This window comes from Enterobacter cloacae complex sp. S1, from assembly GCF_014930525.1.
Lineage (GTDB): Bacteria > Pseudomonadota > Gammaproteobacteria > Enterobacterales > Enterobacteriaceae > Enterobacter > Enterobacter hormaechei_C.
Map to the genome: position 1 here is coordinate 216,506 of NZ_JADBRE010000005.1, position 22,958 is coordinate 239,463.

Annotated in this window: 20 protein-coding genes and 4 tRNA genes; 19 read left to right on the top strand and 5 right to left on the bottom strand. The window is 56.7% G+C overall.

The annotated features are described in order from the left end of the window. The first annotated feature begins 2 nt into the window (after window positions 1-2). The 10 genes from rffA (at window position 3) to IM290_RS06260 (ending at window position 7,698) form a co-directional block, all read left to right on the top strand. Window positions 3-1,133: a dTDP-4-amino-4,6-dideoxygalactose transaminase gene (gene rffA / locus IM290_RS06215; RefSeq protein WP_015570019.1), complete on the top strand. Its 1,131-nt coding sequence runs from the start codon at window positions 3-5 to the stop codon at window positions 1,131-1,133. Between the two features lies 1 nt (window position 1,134). Then, window positions 1,135-2,385: a lipid III flippase WzxE gene (gene wzxE, locus IM290_RS06220; protein ID WP_017383597.1), complete on the top strand. Its 1,251-nt coding sequence runs from the start codon at window positions 1,135-1,137 to the stop codon at window positions 2,383-2,385. After that, window positions 2,382-3,461, top strand: coding sequence for a TDP-N-acetylfucosamine:lipid II N-acetylfucosaminyltransferase (locus IM290_RS06225; RefSeq protein ID WP_193041786.1), 1,080 nt, complete (start codon window positions 2,382-2,384; stop codon window positions 3,459-3,461). Before wzxE ends, IM290_RS06225 begins: the two co-directional genes overlap by 4 nt. Continuing rightward, complete coding sequence (gene wzyE, locus IM290_RS06230; protein WP_193041787.1) at window positions 3,458-4,810, top strand: ECA oligosaccharide polymerase; 1,353 nt, start codon at window positions 3,458-3,460, stop codon at window positions 4,808-4,810. Before IM290_RS06225 ends, wzyE begins: the two co-directional genes overlap by 4 nt. 12 nt (window positions 4,811-4,822) lie before the next feature. Beyond that, complete coding sequence (wecG, locus tag IM290_RS06235; protein ID WP_193041788.1) at window positions 4,823-5,563, top strand: lipopolysaccharide N-acetylmannosaminouronosyltransferase; 741 nt, start codon at window positions 4,823-4,825, stop codon at window positions 5,561-5,563. 198 nt (window positions 5,564-5,761) lie between these two features. Then, the gene (locus tag IM290_RS06240; protein WP_017693946.1) at window positions 5,762-7,147 is read left to right on the top strand and encodes an amino acid permease; all 1,386 of its coding nucleotides are present in this window, start codon (window positions 5,762-5,764) and stop codon (window positions 7,145-7,147) included. Between the two features lie 102 nt (window positions 7,148-7,249). Next, window positions 7,250-7,326, top strand: a tRNA-Arg gene (locus IM290_RS06245). 67 nt (window positions 7,327-7,393) lie between these two features. Beyond that, window positions 7,394-7,469, top strand: a tRNA-His gene (locus tag IM290_RS06250). A 21-nt stretch (window positions 7,470-7,490) separates the two neighbouring features. After that, a tRNA-Leu gene (locus IM290_RS06255) sits at window positions 7,491-7,577 on the top strand. Window positions 7,578-7,621: 44 nt separating this feature from the next. Further along, window positions 7,622-7,698 (top strand) — tRNA-Pro (locus IM290_RS06260). Between the two features lie 537 nt (window positions 7,699-8,235). Here the strand turns inward: IM290_RS06260 and hemY are convergent. From hemY to hemC, 4 genes are read right to left on the bottom strand one after another with little or no spacing between them, the layout of a single operon-like run. Beyond that, window positions 8,236-9,435, bottom strand: a complete 1,200-nt coding sequence (gene hemY, locus IM290_RS06265; protein WP_026080629.1) for a protoheme IX biogenesis protein HemY — start codon at window positions 9,433-9,435, stop codon at window positions 8,236-8,238. Window positions 9,436-9,437: 2 nt separating this feature from the next. After that, entirely contained in the window at window positions 9,438-10,631 is a 1,194-nt protein-coding gene (hemX, locus tag IM290_RS06270) for a uroporphyrinogen-III C-methyltransferase (protein WP_193041789.1), read from the bottom strand. A 20-nt stretch (window positions 10,632-10,651) separates the two neighbouring features. Beyond that, window positions 10,652-11,392 carry a uroporphyrinogen-III synthase gene (gene hemD, locus IM290_RS06275; RefSeq protein WP_193041790.1) on the bottom strand — a complete coding sequence of 247 codons (741 nt, stop codon included), beginning with the start codon at window positions 11,390-11,392 and terminating at the stop codon, window positions 10,652-10,654. Further along, window positions 11,389-12,330 (bottom strand): hydroxymethylbilane synthase, encoded by a 942-nt coding sequence (hemC, locus tag IM290_RS06280; RefSeq protein WP_017383592.1) that lies wholly within the window; start codon window positions 12,328-12,330, stop codon window positions 11,389-11,391. Before hemC ends, hemD begins: the two co-directional genes overlap by 4 nt. 349 nt (window positions 12,331-12,679) lie before the next feature. On the opposite strand from hemC, the gene cyaA reads away from it, so the two are divergent. Next, the gene (gene cyaA / locus IM290_RS06285) at window positions 12,680-15,223 is read left to right on the top strand and encodes a class I adenylate cyclase (protein ID WP_017383591.1); all 2,544 of its coding nucleotides are present in this window, start codon (window positions 12,680-12,682) and stop codon (window positions 15,221-15,223) included. Between the two features lie 232 nt (window positions 15,224-15,455). Here the strand turns inward: cyaA and cyaY are convergent, their stop codons facing one another. Then, window positions 15,456-15,776, bottom strand: coding sequence for an iron donor protein CyaY (gene cyaY, locus IM290_RS06290; protein WP_003860816.1), 321 nt, complete (start codon window positions 15,774-15,776; stop codon window positions 15,456-15,458). Between the two features lie 135 nt (window positions 15,777-15,911). Between cyaY and IM290_RS06295 the strand changes: the two genes are divergently transcribed. The 8 genes from IM290_RS06295 (at window position 15,912) to corA (ending at window position 22,843) form a co-directional block, all read left to right on the top strand. Beyond that, complete coding sequence (locus tag IM290_RS06295; protein ID WP_003860815.1) at window positions 15,912-16,115, top strand: lipoprotein; 204 nt, start codon at window positions 15,912-15,914, stop codon at window positions 16,113-16,115. A 35-nt stretch (window positions 16,116-16,150) separates the two neighbouring features. Further along, window positions 16,151-16,975: a diaminopimelate epimerase gene (dapF, locus tag IM290_RS06300; protein WP_047057026.1), complete on the top strand. Its 825-nt coding sequence runs from the start codon at window positions 16,151-16,153 to the stop codon at window positions 16,973-16,975. After that, window positions 16,972-17,679, top strand: coding sequence for a DUF484 domain-containing protein (locus IM290_RS06305; protein ID WP_032672141.1), 708 nt, complete (start codon window positions 16,972-16,974; stop codon window positions 17,677-17,679). The genes dapF and IM290_RS06305 overlap by 4 nt, the downstream gene beginning before the upstream one ends. Beyond that, complete coding sequence (gene xerC / locus IM290_RS06310) at window positions 17,676-18,578, top strand: tyrosine recombinase XerC (RefSeq protein ID WP_193041791.1); 903 nt, start codon at window positions 17,676-17,678, stop codon at window positions 18,576-18,578. The genes IM290_RS06305 and xerC overlap by 4 nt, the downstream gene beginning before the upstream one ends. Continuing rightward, on the top strand, window positions 18,578-19,294 hold the full coding sequence (yigB, locus tag IM290_RS06315; protein ID WP_003860811.1) for a 5-amino-6-(5-phospho-D-ribitylamino)uracil phosphatase YigB: 717 nt from the start codon (window positions 18,578-18,580) through the stop codon (window positions 19,292-19,294). The genes xerC and yigB overlap by 1 nt, the downstream gene beginning before the upstream one ends. A gap of 79 nt (window positions 19,295-19,373) precedes the next feature. Continuing rightward, a complete protein-coding gene (uvrD, locus tag IM290_RS06320) occupies window positions 19,374-21,536 on the top strand; it encodes a DNA helicase II (protein WP_017383586.1) in 2,163 nt (720 codons plus the stop codon). A 149-nt stretch (window positions 21,537-21,685) separates the two neighbouring features. Then, on the top strand, window positions 21,686-21,742 hold the full coding sequence (gene ysgD, locus IM290_RS21580) for a YsgD/CorL family protein (protein WP_212743980.1): 57 nt from the start codon (window positions 21,686-21,688) through the stop codon (window positions 21,740-21,742). Between the two features lie 150 nt (window positions 21,743-21,892). Further along, entirely contained in the window at window positions 21,893-22,843 is a 951-nt protein-coding gene (corA, locus tag IM290_RS06325) for a magnesium/cobalt transporter CorA (protein WP_003860807.1), read from the top strand. Window positions 22,844-22,958 lie beyond the last annotated feature (115 nt).

Consider the following 22,958-nt stretch of genomic DNA (forward strand, 5'->3'; position numbering starts at 1 on the left):
AGATGATTCCATTTAACGCGCCTCCCGTTGTGGGCACTGAACTTGATTACATGCAGTCTGCTATGGGCAGCGGCAAGCTCTGTGGCGATGGCGGTTTTACCCGCCGCTGCCAGCAGTGGATGGAGCAACGTTTTCACAGTGCCAAGGTACTGCTGACGCCGTCCTGTACCGCATCGCTTGAGATGGCGGCGCTGTTGCTGGATATCCAGCCCGGCGATGAAGTGATCATGCCGAGCTACACCTTCGTCTCCACGGCGAACGCGTTTGTCCTGCGCGGGGCGAAAATCGTGTTTGTGGATATCCGTCCGGATACTATGAACATCGACGAAACGCTGATTGAAGCGGCGGTCACCGATAAAACGCGGGCGATTGTGCCGGTGCATTACGCGGGCGTGGCCTGTGAGATGGACACCATCATGGCCATCGCTAAAAAGCACAACCTGTTTGTGGTGGAAGACGCCGCGCAGGGCGTGATGTCCACCTACAAAGGGCGCGCGCTGGGCACCATTGGTCATATTGGCTGCTTTAGCTTCCACGAAACCAAAAACTACACCGCAGGCGGCGAAGGCGGCGCGACGCTGATTAACGATCGTGCCCTGGTGGAGCGTGCGGAAGTGATCCGTGAAAAAGGGACCAACCGCAGCCAGTTCTTCCGCGGTCAGGTGGATAAGTACACCTGGCGCGATATCGGCTCAAGCTACCTGATGGCGGATTTGCAGGCCGCGTATCTCTGGGCGCAGCTGGAAGCGGCAGAGCGAATCAATCTGCAACGCCTCTCCCTGTGGCAAACCTACTACGACGCGCTGGAGCCGCTGGCAAAAGCCGGACGTATTGAACTGCCGACTATTCCGGCAGACTGCATCCACAACGCTCACATGTTTTACATCAAGCTGCGCGATAACGACGATCGCAGCAAGCTGATTGCCTGGCTGAAAGAGGCGGAAATTATGGCGGTATTCCACTATATTCCGCTGCACTCCAGCCCGGCGGGCGAAGCCTTCGGGATGTTTGCCGGTGAAGACCGCTACACCACCAAAGAGAGCGAACGTCTGCTCCGCCTGCCCCTGTTCTACAACCTCGCGCCGGTGAACCAGCGTACGGTGATCAATTCGCTTCTGAGTTATTTCGCCTGATATGTCTCTGGCAAAAGCGTCGGTGTGGACGGCAGCGTCCACGCTTGTAAAAATTGGCGCCGGGTTACTGGTCGTCAAGCTGCTGGCCGTCTCATTTGGTCCGTCAGGCGTTGGGCTGGCAGGGAACTTCCGCCAGCTGGTCACGGTGCTTGGCGTGCTGGCGGGTGCCGGGATATTCAATGGCGTCACCAAATACGTCGCGCAGCATCATGACGATGCCGAAAAGCTCCGCACGGTGGTGGGCACCTCCTCTGCTATGGTGCTGGGCTTCTCTACGTTGCTGGCCGTCGTCTTTTTGCTGGCAGCGGCACCCATCAGCCAGGGGCTGTTCGGACACACGCATTATCAGGGGCTGGTGCGCCTGGTGGCGCTCGTTCAGATGGGGATCGCCTGGGCAAACCTGCTGCTGGCGCTGATGAAAGGCTTCCGTGATGCCGCCGGGAATGCGCTGGCGCTGATCCTCGGCAGCATCATCGGCGTTATCGCCTACTACTTTTGCTATCGGCTGGGCGGCTATGAAGGCGCGCTGCTGGGGCTGGCGCTGGTGCCTGCGCTCGTTGTCATTCCGGCAGCGTTTATGCTGATGCGCAGAGGCAATGTCCCGCTGAATTACCTGAAACCGCAGTGGGACAAGATGCTGGCGGGGCAGCTAGGAAAGTTTACCCTGATGGCGCTCATCACTTCGGTAACGCTTCCCGTTGCCTACGTGATGATGCGAAACCTGCTGGCAGCGCATTACAGCTGGGATGAAGTGGGGATCTGGCAGGGAGTGAGCAGCATTTCAGATGCTTACCTCCAATTTATTACGGCTTCCTTTAGCGTCTATTTACTGCCAACCTTATCGCGCCTGACTTCCAGGCAGGATATTACCCGCGAGATTTTTCGCTCCCTGCGTTTTGTATTGCCGGCGGTTGCGATCGCCAGCTTTACCGTCTGGTTACTGCGTGATTTCGCCATCTGGCTGCTGTTTTCGGCGAAGTTTACCGCCATGCGCGATCTGTTTGCCTGGCAACTGGTCGGCGATGTGCTGAAAGTGGGGGCATACGTTTTCGGCTATCTGGTGATTGCGAAGGCTTCGCTGCGGTTGTATATCCTGGCAGAGATCGGCCAGTTTGCGCTGCTGACGGCATTTTCTCACTGGCTGATCCCCACCCACGGTGCGCTGGGGGCGGCTCAGGCCTATATGGCAACTTATATCGTTTATTTCGCTGCCTGTTGCGGCGTATTTTTACTTTGGCGTAAACGCGCATGACTGCACTGATACACATACTGGGATCGGATATCCCGCATCATAACCAGACCGTTCTGCGGTTCTTCAACGATGAACTGGCATCCGGCACGCCCGATGCGCGCGAGTTTATGGTCGTTGGACGCGATAACGGCCTGAGCGCGGTGTGTCCGGCATTGCACATCACCTTCTGGCCAGACAAAGCGGCCCTGACCAAAGCCGTTGTCGCGAAAGCCAAAGCGGACCGAAGCCAGCGTTTCTTCTTCCACGGACAATTCAATACCGGGCTGTGGCTGGCGCTGTTAAGCGGCGGGATAAAACCTTCCCAGTTCAGCTGGCATATCTGGGGAGCAGATCTCTACGAAGTCTCCCACGGCTGGAAGTTCCGTCTTTTCTATCCGCTGCGTCGTCTGGCGCAGGCGCGCGTGGGCTGCGTTTTTGCTACCCGTGGCGACCTCAACTATTTTGCTAAACAGCACCCGAAGGTTCGCGGGGAACTGCTCTATTTTCCGACCCGTATGGATCCGGCACTGAATACCATGGCGAATGACGCGGTTCGTGAGGGCAAACTGACCATTCTGGTGGGAAATTCCGGCGATCGCAGTAACGAGCATGTCGCGGCGCTGCGGGCGGTGCATCAGCAGTTTGGCGATACGGTGAACGTCGTGGTGCCGATGGGCTATCCCGCCAATAACGACGCCTACATCGATGAAGTTCGCCAGCAGGGGCTTGGGCTGTTTAGCGCGGAAAATCTGCACATTCTCAGCGATAAGCTGGAATTTGATGACTATCTCGCGCTGCTGCGAAAATGCGATCTGGGCTATTTCATCTTTGCCCGTCAGCAGGGGATTGGTACGCTGTGTCTGCTGATTCAGGCGGGCGTACCGTGTGTGCTCAACCGCGAAAACCCGTTCTGGCAGGACATGGCCGAACAGCATATTCCGGTGCTGTTTACCTCTGACACGCTTAATGTCGAGGTGGTACGGGAAGCGCAGCGTCAGCTCACGCTGGTGGATAAAAATAGCATCGACTTTTTCAGCCCGAACTATCTCACGCCGTGGCACCGCGCGCTGCGGATTGCTTCAGGAGACAACGCATGAGCCAGTTGCAATTTAGCGGCTTGCTGGTGGTCTGGCTGCTGAGTACGCTGTTTATCGCCACGCTCACCTGGTTTGAATTCCGGCGCGTACGTTTTAACTTCAACGTATTCTTCTCGCTGCTGTTTTTGCTGACCTTTTTCTTTGGCTTCCCGCTGACCAGCATCCTCGTGTTCCGCTTTGATGTTGGCGTCGCTCCGCCGGAAATCTTGTTGCAGGCGCTGCTCTCTGCGACCAGCTTCTACGCGGTGTATTACGTCACCTATAAAACGCGCCTGCGCGCGGCGAAAGACACCACACCCCGTCGTCCGCTGTTTACCATGAACCGGGTAGAAACCCATCTGACGTGGGTTATGCTGATGACCATCGCCCTCGTCAGCGTGGCGATTTTCTTCATGCATAACGGCTTTTTACTGTTTAAGTTGCAGTCCTATAGCCAGATTTTCTCCGCCGAAGTCTCCGGCGTCGCGCTCAAGCGTTTCTTCTATTTCTTCATTCCGGCGATGCTGGTGGTCTTTTTCCTGCGTCAGGACAGCAAAGCCTGGCTGTTCTTCCTGGTCAGCACCGTCGCATTTGGCATTCTGACCTACATGATCGTCGGCGGCACCCGCGCTAACATCATTATCGCCTTCGCGATTTTCCTGTTTATCGGCATTATTCGCGGTTGGATTTCGCTGTGGATGCTGGCGGCGGCAGGTGTCTTTGGCATTGTGGGGATGTTCTGGCTGGCGCTGAAGCGCTACGGACTGAACGTGGCCGGCGACGAAGCGTTTTATACCTTCCTGTATCTGACGCGCGATACCTTCTCGCCGTGGGAAAACCTGGCTTTACTGCTGCAAAACTACGACAAAATCGAATTCCAGGGGCTGGCGCCGATTGTTCGCGATTTCTATGTCTTTATACCGACGTGGCTGTGGCCCGACCGTCCCGGTATTGTCCTGAATACGGCGAACTACTTTACCTGGGAAGTGCTGAACAACCATTCGGGCCTGGCGATTTCCCCAACCCTGATTGGCTCGCTGGTAGTGATGGGCGGAACGTGGTTTATCCTGCCGGGCGCGATCGCGGTCGGGCTGATAATAAAATGGTTCGACTGGCTATATACGCTGGGTAATGAAGAGACCAACCGCTACAAAGCCGCTGTTTTGCACAGTTTCTGTTTCGGTGCCATTTTCAATATGATCGTTCTGGCGCGCGAGGGGCTGGATTCGTTCGTCTCACGCGTGGTGTTTTTTATGGTCGTTTTCGGTCTCTGTCTGCTGCTGGCAAAACTGCTGTACTGGTTGTTTGACAGTGCAGGGCTTGTGCACAGACGTGAGCCACAGGGCAGCACAACGCTGTCGCAAGTCTGAGTAGGGATTATCATGACGGATACAACTTCAGCCCCGCGTTATGCGCTGCGTGGGCTACAGCTTATTGGCTGGCGTGACATGCAACACGCGCTGGATTTCCTGTTCGCGGACGGGCAGATGAAATCGGGCACGCTGGTGGCCATCAACGCAGAAAAAATGCTGGCGGTTGAAGATAATGCGGAAGTGAAAAGCCTGATTGAAGCCGCGGAGTTTAAATACGCGGACGGTATTAGCGTGGTGCGTTCAATTCGTAAAAAGTTTCCTGACGCTAATGTGTCTCGCGTGGCGGGTGCTGACCTTTGGGAGCGACTTATGGAACGCGCAGGCGCTGAAGGCTCGCCGGTATTTTTGATTGGCGGCAAACCAGAGGTGCTGGCGCAGACCGAACAAAAGCTGCGTAGCCAGTGGAATGTTAACATCGTGGGCAGCCAGGATGGCTATTTCAGGCCGGAAGATCGCCAGGCGTTATACGAGCGCGTGCGCGACAGCGGGGCGAAAATTGTCACTGTCGCCATGGGGTCGCCGCGGCAGGAAATTCTGATGCGTGATTGCCGTCTGGTCAGCCCGGATGCGCTCTATATGGGCGTTGGCGGCACCTACGACGTCTTTACCGGCCACGTTAAGCGTGCGCCCAAAGTCTGGCAAAACCTGGGGCTGGAGTGGCTCTACCGCCTGCTCTCTCAACCGACGCGTATCAAACGACAGATTCGTCTGCTGCGCTACCTCGCCTGGCACTACACCGGGAAAATGTAATCAATATGCAGCGCGATCTGCTGTTCGCGCTGCAACGCCCCCTGTAAAACTGCTGAATTTCTGTGCAATGCATTCATTTTTTTAATGCATTGTTTGCCATTTGCCAGAATTTAAGAAACCATTCGCTCCGTATTTCAGTACCCCTCAAAAACAATACCCGGCAATAAGTCGGGAAACAGCAAACACAACCGAGGATTTATGGCAGAGAAAAAACCGGAGCTTCAGCGTGGGCTGGAAGCTCGACATATTGAATTGATCGCGCTGGGCGGGACTATCGGCGTTGGCCTGTTTATGGGCTCGGCAAGCACGCTGAAATGGGCGGGGCCTTCCGTCCTGCTGGCGTATATTATTGCCGGGCTGTTCGTCTTCTTCATCATGCGCTCAATGGGCGAAATGTTGTTTCTGGAGCCAGTAACGGGCTCTTTCGCCGTTTACGCCCACCGTTATATGAGCCCGTTCTTTGGCTATCTCACGGCCTGGTCGTACTGGTTTATGTGGATGGCCGTCGGGATTTCGGAGATCACCGCCATCGGGGTCTACGTGCAGTTCTGGTTCCCGGAGATGGCCCAGTGGATACCCGCGCTCATCGCCGTAGGGCTGGTGGCGCTGGCGAACCTTGCCGCCGTTCGCCTTTACGGTGAAATCGAGTTCTGGTTTGCGATGATCAAAGTCACCACCATTATCGTGATGATTGTTGTGGGTCTGGGTGTCATCTTCTTTGGTTTCGGAAACGGCGGCCACGCGATTGGTTTCGGTAACCTGACCGGGCACGGCGGCTTCTTTGCCGGTGGCTGGAAAGGCTTCCTGACGGCGCTCTGTATCGTTGTCGCCTCTTATCAGGGCGTTGAGCTGATCGGCATTACCGCAGGTGAGGCGAAAAACCCGCAGGTCACGCTGCGTAGCGCGGTAGGCAAGGTGCTGTGGCGTATCCTGATTTTCTATGTGGGCGCGATCTTCGTTATCGTGACCATTTTCCCATGGAACGAGATCGGCACCACCGGCAGCCCGTTTGTCTTAACCTTCGCTAAGATTGGCATCACGGCGGCAGCCGCCATTATCAACTTTGTGGTGCTGACAGCGGCGCTCTCCGGCTGTAACAGCGGGATGTACAGCTGCGGGCGCATGCTTTACGCGCTCTCGCAAAACAAACAGCTGCCGGCGGTAATGGGTAAAGTCTCCCGCGTGGGTGTACCGGTGGCGGGCGTAGCGGTGTCGATTGTGATTCTGCTGATTGGCTCTTGCCTGAACTACATCATCCCGAATCCGCAGCGCGTGTTTGTTTATGTCTATAGCGCCAGCGTGCTGCCGGGAATGGTACCGTGGTTTGTCATTTTGATTAGCCAGCTGCGTTTCCGACAGGCGCACAAAAAAGCGATCGCCAGCCATCCGTTCCGCTCCATTCTGTTCCCGTATGCGAACTATTTGACGATGGCGTTCCTGATTTGCGTATTAATTGGAATGTACTTTAATGAAGATACCCGCATGTCGCTGTTTGTCGGGATGATCTTCCTGGCTGCCGTCACAGCTGCATATAAACTTTTTGGCCTGGGCCGCCGTGGCTCCGCCCATAAAGTGGAGGAATAAGCGGCAAAATGTGCAAACCATAACCAAACGCGCATTTTTTTCAAAAAAGCACTAGACAGCGGGGACGGAGGTACGTAATATCCAGCCCCGCAACGGCGCTAAGCGCCCGTAGCTCAGCTGGATAGAGCGCTGCCCTCCGGAGGCAGAGGTCTCAGGTTCGAATCCTGTCGGGCGCGCCATTTTAGTCCCGGCGCTAGAGCTGCGGTGGTCTGAGAAGTAGTCAGAACCGCGTGAAAGAATACAGTGGTGGCTATAGCTCAGTTGGTAGAGCCCTGGATTGTGATTCCAGTTGTCGTGGGTTCGAATCCCATTAGCCACCCCATTATTGAAAGAGTTGTGAATTGCGAAGGTGGCGGAATTGGTAGACGCGCTAGCTTCAGGTGTTAGTGTTCTTACGGACGTGGGGGTTCAAGTCCCCCCCCTCGCACCACGACTTTTAATGAGTTGAACTAAAAATTCAAAAAAGCAGTACATCGGCGAGTAGCGCAGCTTGGTAGCGCAACTGGTTTGGGACCAGTGGGTCGGAGGTTCGAATCCTCTCTCGCCGACCAATTTTGAACCCCGCTTCGGCGGGGTTTTTTGTTTTCTGCGTTTTTTATCCTGTAGCCTTTCCCCGACAACACTCTATATCCTTGTCGCGATTCAGCGACATATAACCCGTTAATATTAAAGAATTTATTATTTTACCTCTTAACCTGTCTCCTGGTGACGACATATCGCCGCCTTCAGCGCGATGTTGTATGGCTTCAGGCGGTTCTTAACAGCATAATTTCCTTTTATCTTAAAATGTTGCGCGATGTAAAAGTTCTGCGTGTAAACCTGGCACATTACATGCAATAATATGCGTGTAGATGCTCATTCCATCTCTTATGTTCGCCTTAAGGCCTCATAAACTCAGGAATGACGCAGAGCCGTTTACGGTGCTTATCGTCCACTGACAGATGTCGCTTCGGCCTCATCAGACACCATGGACACAACGTTGAGTGAAGCACCAAATATGTTGTCTTACAGACCTGTTTTAACGCCTGCTTTTATAGCAGGCGTTTTTTTATGGGCGTAAAAAAGGAGGCCATCTGGCCTCCTGTTAATTACTGCTGCGTTCCGTTATTTTGCAACGTCAATAACAGCCCATCACGGCGCATAGCTGCGGCCTCTTCCGGCTTATGCTGCTTGTCCAGCGAATCAGCAAGCCAGGCGTAATCAAATGCGTCCGGACGTTGCTTCAGCGCGGCGCGGAAGGCGAGGCTCGCCTCCTGCCACTCGCCGTGTTTCATCAGAGACTGGCCCAGCGTACTCCACAGCAGCGGACGATCGCCCACGGTTTTGATCTGCTGGCGCAGTGCTTTTTCAATTTGTTCCGGATTGTTGGTTTTCAGACGCGGGATGACCATCACCAGGCGGTCATCATACTGTCGCTTGAGACCGTCGAGGAGGATCTCCTGCGCGGTGTCATGGTCGTCACACTCAATCAGATGTTCTGCCATCGCCACCTGAAGAGGAACCTGCTGGCGCGTTTTACGGCTCTGGTTTTTCCACCAGGTTTTCAGGCCGTCGCTGCCGAGATCGGCGCGCGCCTGATCCATCAGGCCAATCCAGGCCAGACGCTGAAGTTCATCACGATGTTCATCATCGCCCACGTCGGCTTTCGCCATGGAAGGGATAATGTCCAGCAGCGAGCCCCAGGCACCGGTCCGAATATATGCCTGCTCAGCCAGACGCAGCACTTCCGGGTGACGAGGGGTAATTTCCAGCAGACGGTCAACGCCGTGACGGGCGGCATGGTTTTCATTGCGCGCCAGTTGCAGACGAACGCGGGTGATCTCAACCGGAATCGGATCTTTAGTAGAGAGCTCAGACGCGCGTTCAAGATGCTGATTGGCGCGGGCCTCATCGCCTCGCTGTTGCGCCGCCTCAGCGGCCAGCAGATAGTTAACAACCGGCTGTTCTGCATGGTCGGCATTTTTCGACATCAGCTTTTCAACCTGCTGATAGTCGCCTTCGGCCAGCTTCAGCAACGCTTGCTCGGTCTGCTTGCGGGCGCGACGGCGCTTACGGCCAACGAACCAGCCGCGCGTATGTACGCCGGTACGGAAAATACGACGCAGGAGCCACTCCACTGCCAGCAGAACGACCACACCCAGGATCAGAATAATTACCAGTCCTGTTACGCTGGTTTCGATATTGTAGTTATCGGTCTGGATCAATACATAACCCTGGTGACCCGCGAGCATCGGCCCCAGTACAATCCCGGCGATCAGCAGGATGAAGAGTAAGAAGACTTTTAGCATCATTACTCTCCTTGCGGCGCGCTTTCAGGCGCTGGCGCGGCGGCAGGTGCTTCAGCCGGACGCTCTGCCGGAACGCCCGGCTGGGCCAGCAGGTTACGCACGCGCGTCTGCATGAGCTTCTCCAGAATCGGCTGGCTTTCCAGCTTGTCCGGCACGTTCATGGTGATGTTTTGCTGGCTCAGCTTGTCGATATCCTCAAGGAACGCGGTCGTGGTTGCGTCATTGGTATCGTAGTAAGCACGTACCCAGGTTGAAACGTTATCCAGCGCCTGTTTGTAGGTCTCTTCCTGGTGACGCGGTACGGCCTGGGCAGCCACCAGCAGGCGGGAGCGAATGTTTTCACGCAGATAGACGTCCTGGTTCGGCGCCAGCAGCGGCACGGCAGTTTCATCACGGCGGCGAATGGTAATAAAGCTGTCCATAAAGTTCTGCCAGCTCTTTTGCAGGTTGATACGCCATTCGCTCAGGGAGCTGGACAGCTCGGTGCCGTCAGAATCCATCGGGGAGTCATCGTCGTTGTTATCGGCTAGCTGAAGGTTATCAATCTGGTTGGAGAGCTGATTTACCTTAAGGATGATACCGTCATAATCGACCTGAGAAACCGCAGACAGGCTGGCGATATCTTCCGTAATAGCGCGGCGTGCGTTGATGAGGCTCGGATCGTTCATGTCAGCCAGGCTTGCGTCGGCACTTTTCAGCAGCGCGGCGGCGGTGGTGACATCCTGATCGCTCCAGAGCTTGCGCCCGGCCAGTTTCACCAGAAAATCGGCCTGTGAAAGTAGCCAGGTTTTGGCATCGGTTCCCGAAATTGTGGCGACTTTCTCCTGCACTTCGCTCAGCTGTTTGGTCAACTCTTCACGTTTGCTGTTCGCGTCGGCGAGGGCGGCAGTTTGCTGTTTGATCACGCCTTCCAGCTCAGCTTTTTGCGTCTCCTGCGCTTTCTGTAGGGCAGTGATTTGGTTAACCAACGCGTCGCTGGTGGCCGTCTGGTTGGTGCCTTGTTTCTTCACCAGTCCGTAGAGACCCACGCCTGCGGCCAGCGCAATCGCGATGGCAATCACGCTCAGCGTGAGGCTGGTTTTGTTGCTGCCGTTTTTCTTCTCAACGGTTGTGTCTGTCGTCTCTGGCTGTGACGTGGTGTCCACAGTCTCCCTGGTCTCTTCAACCACGGCGGAGGATTTTTCGTGTTCCGTCATTATGGCTTCCCATTTGAGAGTTATTGTAATGCGCGCAGCAGCGCATCGTTGTCGGCGTTTTCAGCGATCCGAATATCCTGCCAGCCCAGTTCCCGGGCGTGGTTCGCCAGACGCTCACTGACGACCAGAAGCCGACAGCGGAGTAACCAGTTTTCGCGATACCAAAGCGGAATCAGCGACCAAAGCTGTTGTAACATTTCACCGCTGGTGACCACCAGCGTATTAATACCGCGGGCGTGCCAGCGCATTGCTTCTTCCGCGCCATCATAGTGTTTCGCACAGCGCTGATAGCACTCCACAAACGTCACGTCTGCGCCGCGTTCGCGCAGCGTTTCGCCCAGCAGTTCGCGGCCACCGTTGCCGCGCAAAATGAGCGCGCGCTTTCCGGCAATGGTTTGTAATTCAGGTAATTGTAGCAAGACTTCGCTGATTTCCCGATCTAACGGGTAACGAACATCGATTCCGCTCGCGGTATGTAAGGCCAGCGCCGTGGTGCGCCCGATGGCGAAATAGCGGGGGGCGTGAGGCCAGCTAACGGCATGCTGTTGCAGCTGCGCATGGGCAAACTCCACGGCATGCTGCGACAGCGCAAAGAGCAGATCGCCTTCCTGCAAGAGACGCATCTGGTCAGCGAGCGCAGGCAGCTCGCGACCGGGGGAGAATTCAACCAGCGGAAAACTCCAGGCCACCTGCCCCAGTGCGCGCAGACGGCTCACTAACTGCTCTCCTGCGGGAGAAGGGCGGGTGACAAGTATGCTCATGCAGGGGGCTCTCCGTTATAGACCTCAGCCAGAATTTCACGCGCGCCGTTATTCAGCAGCTCTTCCGCCAGCGATACGCCAAGCGCCTCGGCATCTTGCGGCTTGCCGCGACGTTCACCGCGAACCATCTGTGAGCCGTCCGGCGCGCCAACCAGCGCACGCAACCACAGCTCACCGTCAGTTAATTCAGCATAGCTGCCAATTGGCACCTGACAGCCTCCTTCGAGGCGAGTATTCATCGCGCGCTCGGCTTTTACGCGAACGGCGGTATCGTCATGATTCAGCGGCGCGAGCAGTGCCTGAGTGCGCGCATCAACCAGACGACACTCAATGCCGACGGCACCCTGGCCGACGGCGGGCAGCGACAGCTCCGGCGGCAACGCGACGCGAATGCGTTCTTCCAGCCCCAGGCGTTTCAGGCCCGCAACCGCAAGAATAATGGCATCGTAATCGCCGTTATCCAGCTTGCCAAGGCGTGTGCCGACGTTCCCGCGCAGCGAACGGATCACCAGATCCGGGCGACGTTCAGCCAGCTGACACTGGCGGCGTAAACTTGACGTGCCGACCACGCTGCCTGCCGGCAACGCATCGAGCGAGTCATAGCGATTAGAGACAAACGCATCGCGCGGATCCTCGCGCTCGCAGATGGTCACCAGCCCCAGCCCTTCCGGGAACTCAACGGGCACATCCTTCATCGAATGCACGGCGATATCGGCGCGGTTCTCAAGCAATGCCAGCTCCAGCTCTTTGACAAACAGACCTTTTCCGCCCACTTTGGCCAGCGGCGTATCCAGAATGACATCGCCACGCGTGACCATTGGCACCAGCTCAACGCGTAATCCGGTGTGGCAGGCTTCCAGGCGCTGCTTAACATAATGTGCCTGCCAGAGTGCAAGAGGACTTTGGCGTGTGGCAATTCTCAAAACATTGTCTAACATGCTTGTTACCGTCATTATCAATCGCTAACCATCCTAACATTGTTGACACTCGGATGGCAGTTTTACGGTTGATGAAGAGTGAGAGGGACAGGGCGGCGTACTCGTCAGCCATCGCCGTATTCAGGAATTTACATGTACAGAACGGTGCTACACTTGTATGTAGCGCATCTTTCTTTACGGTCAACCGGCAAGGTGTTAAATTGATCACGTTTTAGACCATTTTTTCGTCTGTACCACCAGAAAAGCAAAAGGCGAAAAAGGGTAACGGTTATTTTTTGAAATACTGCGGGTCCGCTGCTTTTCCTGTTCTGACTGGCATGCGACACCCGGAAACATCAGGCGATACGTCTTGTACCTCTATATTGAGACTCTGAAACAGAGACTGGATGCCATCAATCAATTGCGTGTGGATCGCGCGCTTGCTGCCATGGGCCCTGCTTTCCAGCAGGTATACAGTCTACTGCCGACATTGTTGCACTATCACCATCCGCTAATGCCGGGTTACCTCGATGGTAACGTTCCCCAGGGCATTTGCCTCTTCACGCCTGATGAAACCCAACAGCACTACCTGACAGAACTTGAACTCTACCGTGGTATGCCGCCGCAGGATTCGCCGAAAGGTGAGCTGCCGATTACCGGGGTTTACTCCATGGGCAGCACGTCATCGGTTGGGCAAAGCTGCTCTTCTGACCTGGATATCTGGGTCTGCCATCAGTCCTGGCTCGACAATGAAGAGCGACAGCTGTTGCAGCGTAAATGCAGCCTGCTGGAGAGCTGGGCGGCGTCGCTCGGCGTGGAAGTGAGCTTCTTCCTGATTGATGAAAACCGTTTCCGCCATAACGAAAGCGGCAGTCTGGGTGGTGAAGACTGCGGCTCGACTCAGCACATCCTGTTGCTGGATGAGTTTTACCGTACTGCCGTTCGCCTGGCCGGGAAACGTATTCTGTGGAATATGGTGCCGTGTGATGAAGAAGAGAATTATGACGACTACGTCATGTCGCTTTACTCGCAGGGCGTTCTGACGCCAAACGAGTGGCTGGATCTGGGTGGCCTGAGCTCCCTGTCCGCCGAAGAGTACTTTGGCGCAAGCCTCTGGCAGCTTTATAAAAGCATTGATTCACCGTACAAAGCGGTGCTGAAAACCCTGCTGCTGGAAGCCTACTCCTGGGAATACCCCACGCCGCGCCTGCTGGCGAAAGATATTAAACAGCGTCTGCACGACGGGGAGATCGTCTCCTACGGGCTTGATGCCTACTGCATGATGCTGGAACGCGTCACCGAATACCTGACAGCCATTGAGGACGCCACGCGTCTTGACCTGGTGCGTCGATGTTTCTATCTCAAAGTCTGTGAAAAACTGAGCCGCGAACGCGCCTGCGTGGGCTGGCGTCGTGAAGTCGTCAGCCAGTTAGTCAAAGAGTGGGGATGGGACGAAGAGCGTCTCGCCATGCTCGACAACCGCGCCAACTGGAAGATCGATCAGGTGCGTGAGGCGCACAACGAACTGCTTGATGCGATGATGCAGAGCTACCGCAACCTGATCCGCTTTGCCCGCCGTAACAACCTTAGCGTTTCTGCCAGCCCACAGGATATCGGGGTGCTGACCCGTAAACTGTACGCCGCGTTTGAAGCGTTGCCGGGCAAGGTAACGCTGGTTAACCCACAGATTTCGCCTGACCTGTCTGAACCGAATCTGACCTTTATCTACGTGCCGCCGGGCCGCGCGAACCGCACCGGGTGGTATCTGTACAACCGTGCGCCAAGCATGGATTCGATCATCAGCCATCAGCCGCTGGAATATAACCGCTACCTGAACAAGCTGGTGGCCTGGGCCTGGTTTAACGGCCTTCTCACCTCACGTACCCGGTTGTTTATCAAAGGCAACGAGGTGGTCGATTTAGCCAAGTTGCAGGAGATGGTGGCGGATGTCTCGCACCACTTCCCGCTGCGTCTGCCTGCGCCGACGCCAAAAGCGCTCTACAGCCCGTGTGAGATTCGCCATCTGGCGATCATCGTCAACCTGGAATACGACCCGACGGCGGCCTTCCGCAATCAGGTGGTTCACTTTGACTTCCGCAAGCTGGACGTCTTTAGCTTCGGCGAGCAGCAAAACTGCCTGGTGGGTAGCGTGGATCTGCTGTACCGCAACTCGTGGAACGAAGTGCGTACCCTGCACTTTAACGGCGAGCAGGCGATGATCGAGGCGCTGAAAACGATCCTCGGCAAGATGCACCAGGACGCCGCGCCGCCGGACAGCGTGGAGGTGTTCTGCTACAGCCAGCACCTGCGCGGCCTGATTCGTACCCGCGTTCAGCAACTGGTGTCTGAGTGCATCGAACTGCGTCTCTCCAGCACCCGACAGGAAACCGGGCGCTTTAAAGCGCTGCGCGTCTCCGGCCAGACCTGGGGGCTGTTCTTTGAGCGCCTGAACGTGTCGGTGCAGAAGCTGGAGAACGCCATTGAATTCTACGGCGCGATTTCACACAACAAACTGCATGGCCTGTCGGTTCAGGTGGAAACCAATCATGTTAAGCTGCCGCAGGTGGTGGATGGCTTTGCGAGTGAAGGGATTATTCAGTTCTTCTTCGAAGAGTCGGGCGATAACGCCGGGTTTAACATCTACATTCTGGATGAAACCAACCGTGCCGAGGTGTATCACCACTGTGAAGGCAGCAAAGAGGAGCTGGTGCGCGACGTCAGCCGCTTCTATTCATCCTCGCACGATCGCTTTACCTACGGCTCAAGCTTTATCAACTTCAACCTGCCGCAGTTCTACCAGATTGTGAATGTGGATGGGCGAGCGCAGGTGATCCCGTTCCGTACGCAGGCGATTACCCCTGCGGCGCCCGCTAACCAGGAAACTGCGCCGCTGTTGCAGCAGTATTTTTCCTGAGGCTTTTCGCCGGGTGGCGCTAACGCTTACCCGGCCTACGGCCCGAGTCGCTGTTGCCGGGTGGCGCTGACGCTTACCCGGCCTACGGTTTGAGCCGCTGTTGCCGGGTGGCGCTAATGCTTACCCGGCCTACGGTTTGAGCCGCTGTTGCCGGGTGGCGCTATCGCTTACCCGGCCTACGGTTCGAGCCGTTGTAGGCCCGGTAAGGCGTAGCCGCCACCGGGCAACGCAACTATCTGAAACTTACGTCCTCGCCCGCCTGCGCCGTCGCCGCCTGCTCCAGCAGATCCCAGAACGTTTCGCCGCTGCGATCGCAGACCCACTCGTCACCTTTCAGATCAAAGTGATAGCCGCCCTGTTTCGCCGCCAACCACACCTGGTGAAGCGGCTCCTGACGGTTAATAATAATCTTGCTGCCGTTTTCGAAGCTTAAGGTCAGGATCCCGCCGTTGATTTCACAATCGATATCGCTGTCGCCGTCCCAGTCGTCGATACGCTCTTCGATGGTCATCCACAGGGTATCGGCAAGGCGATGAAATTCACTGTCGTTCATGGTTTTATTCCTGTTTTTCGTGATGGCGGCAGTATAACGCTAAATAATTCCCGTTGCAGGAAAGCGGCAAACTCTTGCTTTTGTGTCTTCTCCTGCGATGATAGAAACAGATTTGAACTTACGGGCAACCTCTACATGAAAAACGTCTTCCGAACGCTTGTCGTTCTTGTCACTCTGTTTAGCCTGACCGGCTGTGGACTGAAGGGACCACTGTACTTCCCGCCAGAGGATAAAAACGCACCACCGCCGACAAAACCGGTGCAAAGTGGTATCGAGTCATCTACGCCGGATACCAACGATCGCGGCAATAACGGCGGCCCGACTCAGGTCAATCTCTGACAATTACGTTCTGTACCCGCGCAATGGAGCAAATGATGCAGTTCTCTAAAATGCATGGCCTTGGCAACGACTTTATGGTCGTCGACGCGGTAACGCAGAATGTCTTTTTCTCCCCGGAATTGATCCGTCGCCTGGCGGATCGACACATGGGCGTGGGGTTTGACCAGCTGCTGGTGGTGGAGCCGCCTTACGATCCTGACCTGGACTTTCACTACCGCATTTTTAACGCCGACGGCAGCGAAGTTTCCCAGTGCGGCAACGGCGCGCGCTGTTTTGCCCGCTTTGTTCGGCTGAAAGGGCTGACCAACAAGCGCGATATCCGCGTCAGCACCGCCAACGGCCGGATGGTGCTCAGTGTTACCGACGACGAACTGGTGCGCGTGAACATGGGCGAGCCGAACTTCGAACCCTCTGCCGTGCCGTTTCGCGCCAACAAAGCGGAAAAGACCTATATTATGCGTGCCGCCGAGCAGACAGTATTGTGCGGCGTCGTCTCAATGGGTAACCCGCACTGCGTGATTCAGGTGGATGATGTGCAAACCGCGGCGGTTGAAACGCTCGGCCCGGTGCTGGAAAGCCACGAGCGCTTCCCGGAGCGGGCGAACATCGGTTTCATGCAGGTGGTGAAGCGTGAACACATTCGCCTGCGGGTTTACGAGCGCGGCGCGGGCGAAACCCAGGCCTGCGGAAGCGGTGCCTGTGCGGCGGTGGCCGTCGGTATCTCACAGGGGTTACTGGCAGAAGAGGTTCGCGTGGAATTACCGGGCGGACGTCTTGATATCGCCTGGAAAGGAGCGGGTCATCCACTGTACATGACTGGCCCGGCGACACATGTTTATGACGGGTTTATCCATCTATGAAGCAACCAGGGGAAGAACTGCGGGAACCTGTAACGGAGCTGGACGACAGCGCTGTTGTGGATTACCTGCTGCACAATCCTGAGTTTTTTATCCGCAATGCACGCGTCGTCGAACGGATGCGCGTGCCGCATCCGGTTCGCGAGACCGTGTCGCTGGTTGAATGGCACATGGCGCGCTCGCGCAACCACATCAATCAGCTCGAAGAGAACATGACGCTGCTGATGGAGCAGGCCAGCAATAACGAAAGCCTGTTCTACCGTCTACTGCACCTTCAGGCGCGTCTGGCTTCCGCGCACAGTCTCGAAGAGTTCCTCAACCGCTTCCACCGCTGGGCGCGCGATCTGGGGCTGGCAGGCGCGACGATCCGTCTCTTCCCTGACCGCTGGCGCATTGGCGCGCCGTCCGGGTTTACCCATCTGGCGCTGAGCCGTCAGGCGTTTGAGCCGCTGCGCATTCAGCGTCTGGGCCATGAGCACCACTATCTGGGGCCGCTTAACGGGCCAGAACTGCTGGTGGTGCTGCCGGAAGCCAAAGCTATCGGCTCGGTGGCGATGTCGCTGATGGGGCGCGATGGTGACCTGGGCGTGATGTTATTTACCAGCCGCGACGCGCATCATTATGAACAGGGGCAGGGCACGCAACTGTTGCAGGAGATCGCCCTGATGCTGCCTGAGCTGCTGGAGCGCTGGATTGAGCGCGTATGACGGACGGACTGCTCGCTAATGACGTCAACCGCTTTCTGCGCTATCTGGGCGTAGAACGCCAGCTCAGCCCTATTACGCTGCTCAACTATCAGCGTCAGCTTGATGCCATCATGCAGCTTGCCGATGAAATCGGCCTGAAAAGCTGGCAACAATGTGACGCCGCCACGGTACGCGGGTTCGTCGTGCGTAGCCGTAAAAAAAATCTCAGTCCGGCGAGCCTGGCGCTCCGGCTCTCTGCCCTGCGCAGTTTCTTCGACTGGCTGGTCAGTCAGGGCGGTCTGAAAGCCAACCCGGCGAAAGGGATCGCCACGCCGAAAGCCCCGCGTCATCTGCCGAAAAATATCGACGTCGACGACGTAAACCGCCTGCTGGATATCGATCTTAACGATCCGCTGGCCGTGCGCGACCGCGCGATGCTGGAGGTGATGTACGGCGCGGGCCTGCGTCTCTCTGAGCTGGTGAACCTCGACTTAAAGCACCTCGATCTGGAGTCCGGCGAGGTGTGGGTGATGGGCAAGGGCAGCAAAGAGCGCCGCCTGCCGATCGGCCGCAACGCGGTCTCCTGGATTGAGCACTGGCTGGACCTTCGCGGACTGTTTGGCGCCGACGAAGATGCGCTGTTCCTGTCGAAACTCGGCAAGCGGATCTCGGCGCGTAACGTGCAGAAGCGCTTTGCGGAGTGGGGCATTAAGCAGGGGCTGAACAGCCACGTTCACCCCCACAAGCTGCGCCACTCTTTTGCGACGCACATGCTGGAATCAAGCGGCGACCTGCGCGGCGTACAGGAGCTGCTTGGTCATGCGAATCTGTCGACCACCCAAATCTATACCCACTTAGACTTCCAACACCTTGCCTCGGTGTATGACGCGGCGCATCCACGCGCCAAACGGGGGAAATAATGCGTTTTTACCGCCCACTCGGTCAGATCTCAGCCCTGACGTTTGATCTTGATGACACCCTTTACGACAATCGTCCGGTGATCCTGCGTACCGAGCAGGAGTCGCTGGCGTTTGTGCAGAACTACCATCCTGCGCTGAAAACGATGCAGAACAAAGACTTCCAGAAGCTGCGTCAGTCCCTGCGGGAAACCGAGCCGGAAATTTACCATGACGTGACCGAATGGCGCCGCCGTGCGGTTGAGCAGGCGATGCTCAATGCCGGCCTGAGCGCGCAGGACGCGGCCACGGGTGCCGAAGCGGCCATGGAAAACTTCGCCAAATGGCGCAGTCGGATCGACGTGCCGCAGGAGACCCACGACACGCTGGCGAAGCTCGCCGAAAAGTGGCCGCTGGTGGCCATCACCAACGGCAACGCTCAGCCTGAACTGTTTGGTCTGGGGAACTATTTTCAGTTCGTGCTGCGCGCGGGCCCGCACGGACGCTCGAAGCCGTTCAACGATATGTATCATCTGGCAGCGGAAAAACTGGATTTGCCGCTCGGCGAGATCCTGCACGTGGGCGATGACCTGACCACGGATGTGGCCGGGGCGATCCGCTGCGGCATGCAGGCCTGCTGGATCAAGCCGGAAAATGCCGATCTGATGACTACTCCGGATAGCCGTCTTCTGCCGCACGTGGAAATTTCACGGTTGGCATCCCTCACGACGCTGATATAATCATCAATTGTTCTGTATAAATTAACAGGGTTTTGGCGAATGGAAACATTTGCCTGCCCGACATGACGTGACGGTGCCAATGGACGTTTCTTACCTGCTCGACAGCCTTAATGATAAACAGCGTGACGCGGTTGCCGCCTCGCGTACAAACCTGCTGGTACTGGCTGGAGCGGGCAGTGGTAAGACGCGCGTGCTGGTTCACCGTATCGCCTGGCTACAGAGCGTGGAGAACTGCTCGCCGTACTCGATTATGGCCGTGACGTTCACCAACAAGGCGGCGGCGGAGATGCGCCACCGTATCGCGCAGCTGATGGGCACCAGCCAGGGCGGCATGTGGGTTGGCACCTTCCACGGCCTGGCGCACCGTCTGCTGCGCGCGCACCATATGGACGCTAACCTGCCGCAGGATTTCCAGATCCTCGACAGCGAAGATCAGCTGCGCTTGCTGAAACGCCTGATCAAGGCGATGAACCTCGATGAGAAGCAGTGGCCGCCGCGTCAGGCGATGTGGTACATCAACGGTCAGAAAGACGAAGGGCTGCGTCCGCATCATATTCAGAGCTTCGGTAACCCGGTCGAGCAGACCTGGCAGAACGTCTACAAGGCCTATCAGGAAGCGTGCGATCGCGCCGGTCTGGTGGATTTCGCCGAGCTGCTGCTGCGCGCCCACGAGCTGTGGCTGAACAAACCGCATATCCTGCAACACTACCGTGAACGCTTTACCAACATCCTGGTGGACGAATTCCAGGATACCAACAACATCCAGTACGCCTGGATCCGCCTGCTGGCCGGGGATACCGGCAAGGTGATGATCGTAGGCGATGACGATCAGTCTATCTACGGCTGGCGCGGCGCGCAGGTGGAGAACATCCAGCGCTTCCTCAACGATTTCCCCGGCGCGCAAACCATCCGTCTGGAGCAGAACTACCGTTCTACCAGCAACATTCTGAGCGCGGCCAACGCCCTGATTGAGAACAACAACGGGCGCCTGGGTAAAAAGCTGTGGACCGATGGCGTCGACGGCGAACCGATTTCGATTTACTGCGCCTTCAACGAGCTCGACGAAGCCCGCTTCGTGGTGAACCGCATTAAAACCTGGCAGGAGAACGGCGGCGCGCTGGAGCAGTGTGCCATTCTCTATCGCAGCAACGCCCAGTCGCGCGTGCTGGAAGAGGCGCTGTTGCAGGTGAGCATGCCGTACCGCATTTATGGCGGTATGCGCTTCTTCGAACGTCAGGAGATCAAAGATGCGCTCTCGTATTTGCGTCTGATTGCCAACCGTAACGACGATGCAGCGTTTGAGCGCGTGGTGAACACGCCGACGCGCGGCATCGGCGATCGTACGCTGGACGTGGTGCGTCAGGCCTCGCGCGATCGTCAGCTCACGTTGTGGCAGGCGTGCCGCGAGCTGTTACAGGAAAAAGCCCTTGCCGGGCGCGCCGCCAGCGCATTGCAGCGCTTCCTGGAGTTAATCGACGCGCTGGCGCAGGAAACGGCCGACATGCCGCTGCACGTCCAGACCGACCGGGTGATCAAAGATTCCGGCTTGCGCACCATGTACGAGCAGGAAAAAGGCGAGAAGGGCCAGACCCGTATTGAGAACTTAGAGGAACTGGTGACGGCAACGCGCCAGTTCAGCTACAACGAAGAAGACGAAGACCTGATGCCGTTGCAGGCATTCCTCTCTCACGCCGCGCTGGAGGCGGGTGAAGGGCAGGCCGATACCTGGCAGGATGCGGTTCAGCTGATGACCCTGCACTCCGCAAAAGGTCTGGAGTTCCCGCAGGTGTTCATCGTCGGGATGGAAGAGGGGATGTTCCCGAGCCAGATGTCGCTGGATGAAGGCGGGCGTCTGGAAGAGGAGCGTCGTCTGGCCTACGTGGGCGTGACCCGTGCGATGCAGAAACTGACCCTGACCTACGCGGAAACCCGCCGCCTGTACGGGAAAGAGGTGTATCACCGTCCGTCGCGCTTTATCGGCGAACTGCCGGAAGAGTGTGTGGAAGAGGTGCGCCTGCGCGCCAGCATCAGCCGTCCGGTCAGCCATCAGCGTATGGGCTCGCCGATCTCTGAAACCGACACCGGTTACAAGCTGGGCCAGCGCGTGCGCCACTCGAAGTTTGGCGAAGGCACCATCGTCAACCTGGAAGGCAGCGGCGAGCACAGCCGTTTGCAGGTAGCGTTCCAGGGGCAGGGGATCAAATGGCTGGTGGCAGCCTATGCCAAGCTGGAAAGTGTGTAACTTTCAGAAAAATATCACTATTTTGTAATAATCTGCTAGCCTTATACGTTGAAGGTCAATTAATGCCCTTCAGCGTTCCGTTGCGTGTTGACGCCACAGTTATTGCTGGCGTAACATGCGCGCACGATTACGCTAAGAGGACATTCGCCTTGGACACACCCAGTAGATACTGGCTCAATTCCCTGTCATCCAGGAACAACTCCTAAGGCTATCTCCTCTTGCTGATGGCCTTAGTGGTTGTCAGCGACTGCATCATTTCCGTCGCGCTGAGTCAGGCTGTTTAATGGTCTGAAACCCAATTTGTTTCTGTGTGCCCACCGAACTGTCCGATATTTTTTGCATTGGGAGTCCCGGTCATGTTGAGCGCATTTCAACTCGAAAATAACCGACTGACTCGGCTTGAAGCCGAAGAGTCACAGCCCCTCATTGATGCCGTATGGGTGGATCTGGTCGAGCCGGACGACGATGAGCGCCTTCGCGTACAATCTGAACTGGGGCAAAGCCTGGCGACACGCCCGGAACTGGAAGACATCGAAGCATCCGCACGTTTTTTTGAAGACGAAGACGGCCTGCACATTCACTCCTTCTTCTTTTTCGAAGATGCCGAAGACCACGCAGGGAACTCCACCGTGGCGTTTACCATCCGCGATGGCCGCCTGTTCACCCTGCGCGAGCGCGAACTGCCTGCGTTTCGTCTCTACCGTATGCGTGCCCGCAGCCAGGCGATGATGGACGGCAACGCTTATGAGCTGCTGCTGGATCTGTTCGAAACCAAAATCGAACAGCTGGCGGATGAAATCGAAAACATCTACAGCGACCTGGAAAAGCTGAGCCGCGTGATCATGGAAGGCCATCAGGGCGATGAGTACGACGAAGCGTTGTCCACGCTGGCTGAGCTGGAAGATATCGGCTGGAAGGTACGTTTGTGTCTGATGGATACCCAGCGCGCGCTGAACTTCCTGGTGCGCAAGGCGCGTCTGCCGGGCGGTCAGCTGGAGCAGGCGCGTGAGATCTTACGCGATATCGAATCCCTGCTGCCGCACAACGAATCCCTGTTCCAGAAGGTCAACTTCCTGATGCAGGCGGCGATGGGCTTTATCAACATCGAGCAGAACCGCATCATCAAGATCTTCTCGGTGGTGTCCGTGGTGTTCCTGCCGCCGACGCTGGTGGCGTCCAGCTACGGGATGAACTTCGAGTTTATGCCGGAACTGAAGTGGAGCTTTGGCTACCCGGGGGCGATTATCTTTATGATCCTCGCCGGGCTGGCGCCGTATCTGTACTTCAAGCGGAAGAACTGGCTGTAAAAATCTGGCGGGTGGCGCTGCGCTTACCCGCCCTACGATCGAATTCCCTCTCCCTGTGGGAGAGGGTTCCCCACAAAATAATGCCTGCACCCCAGCCCTCTCCCTTGAGGGAGAG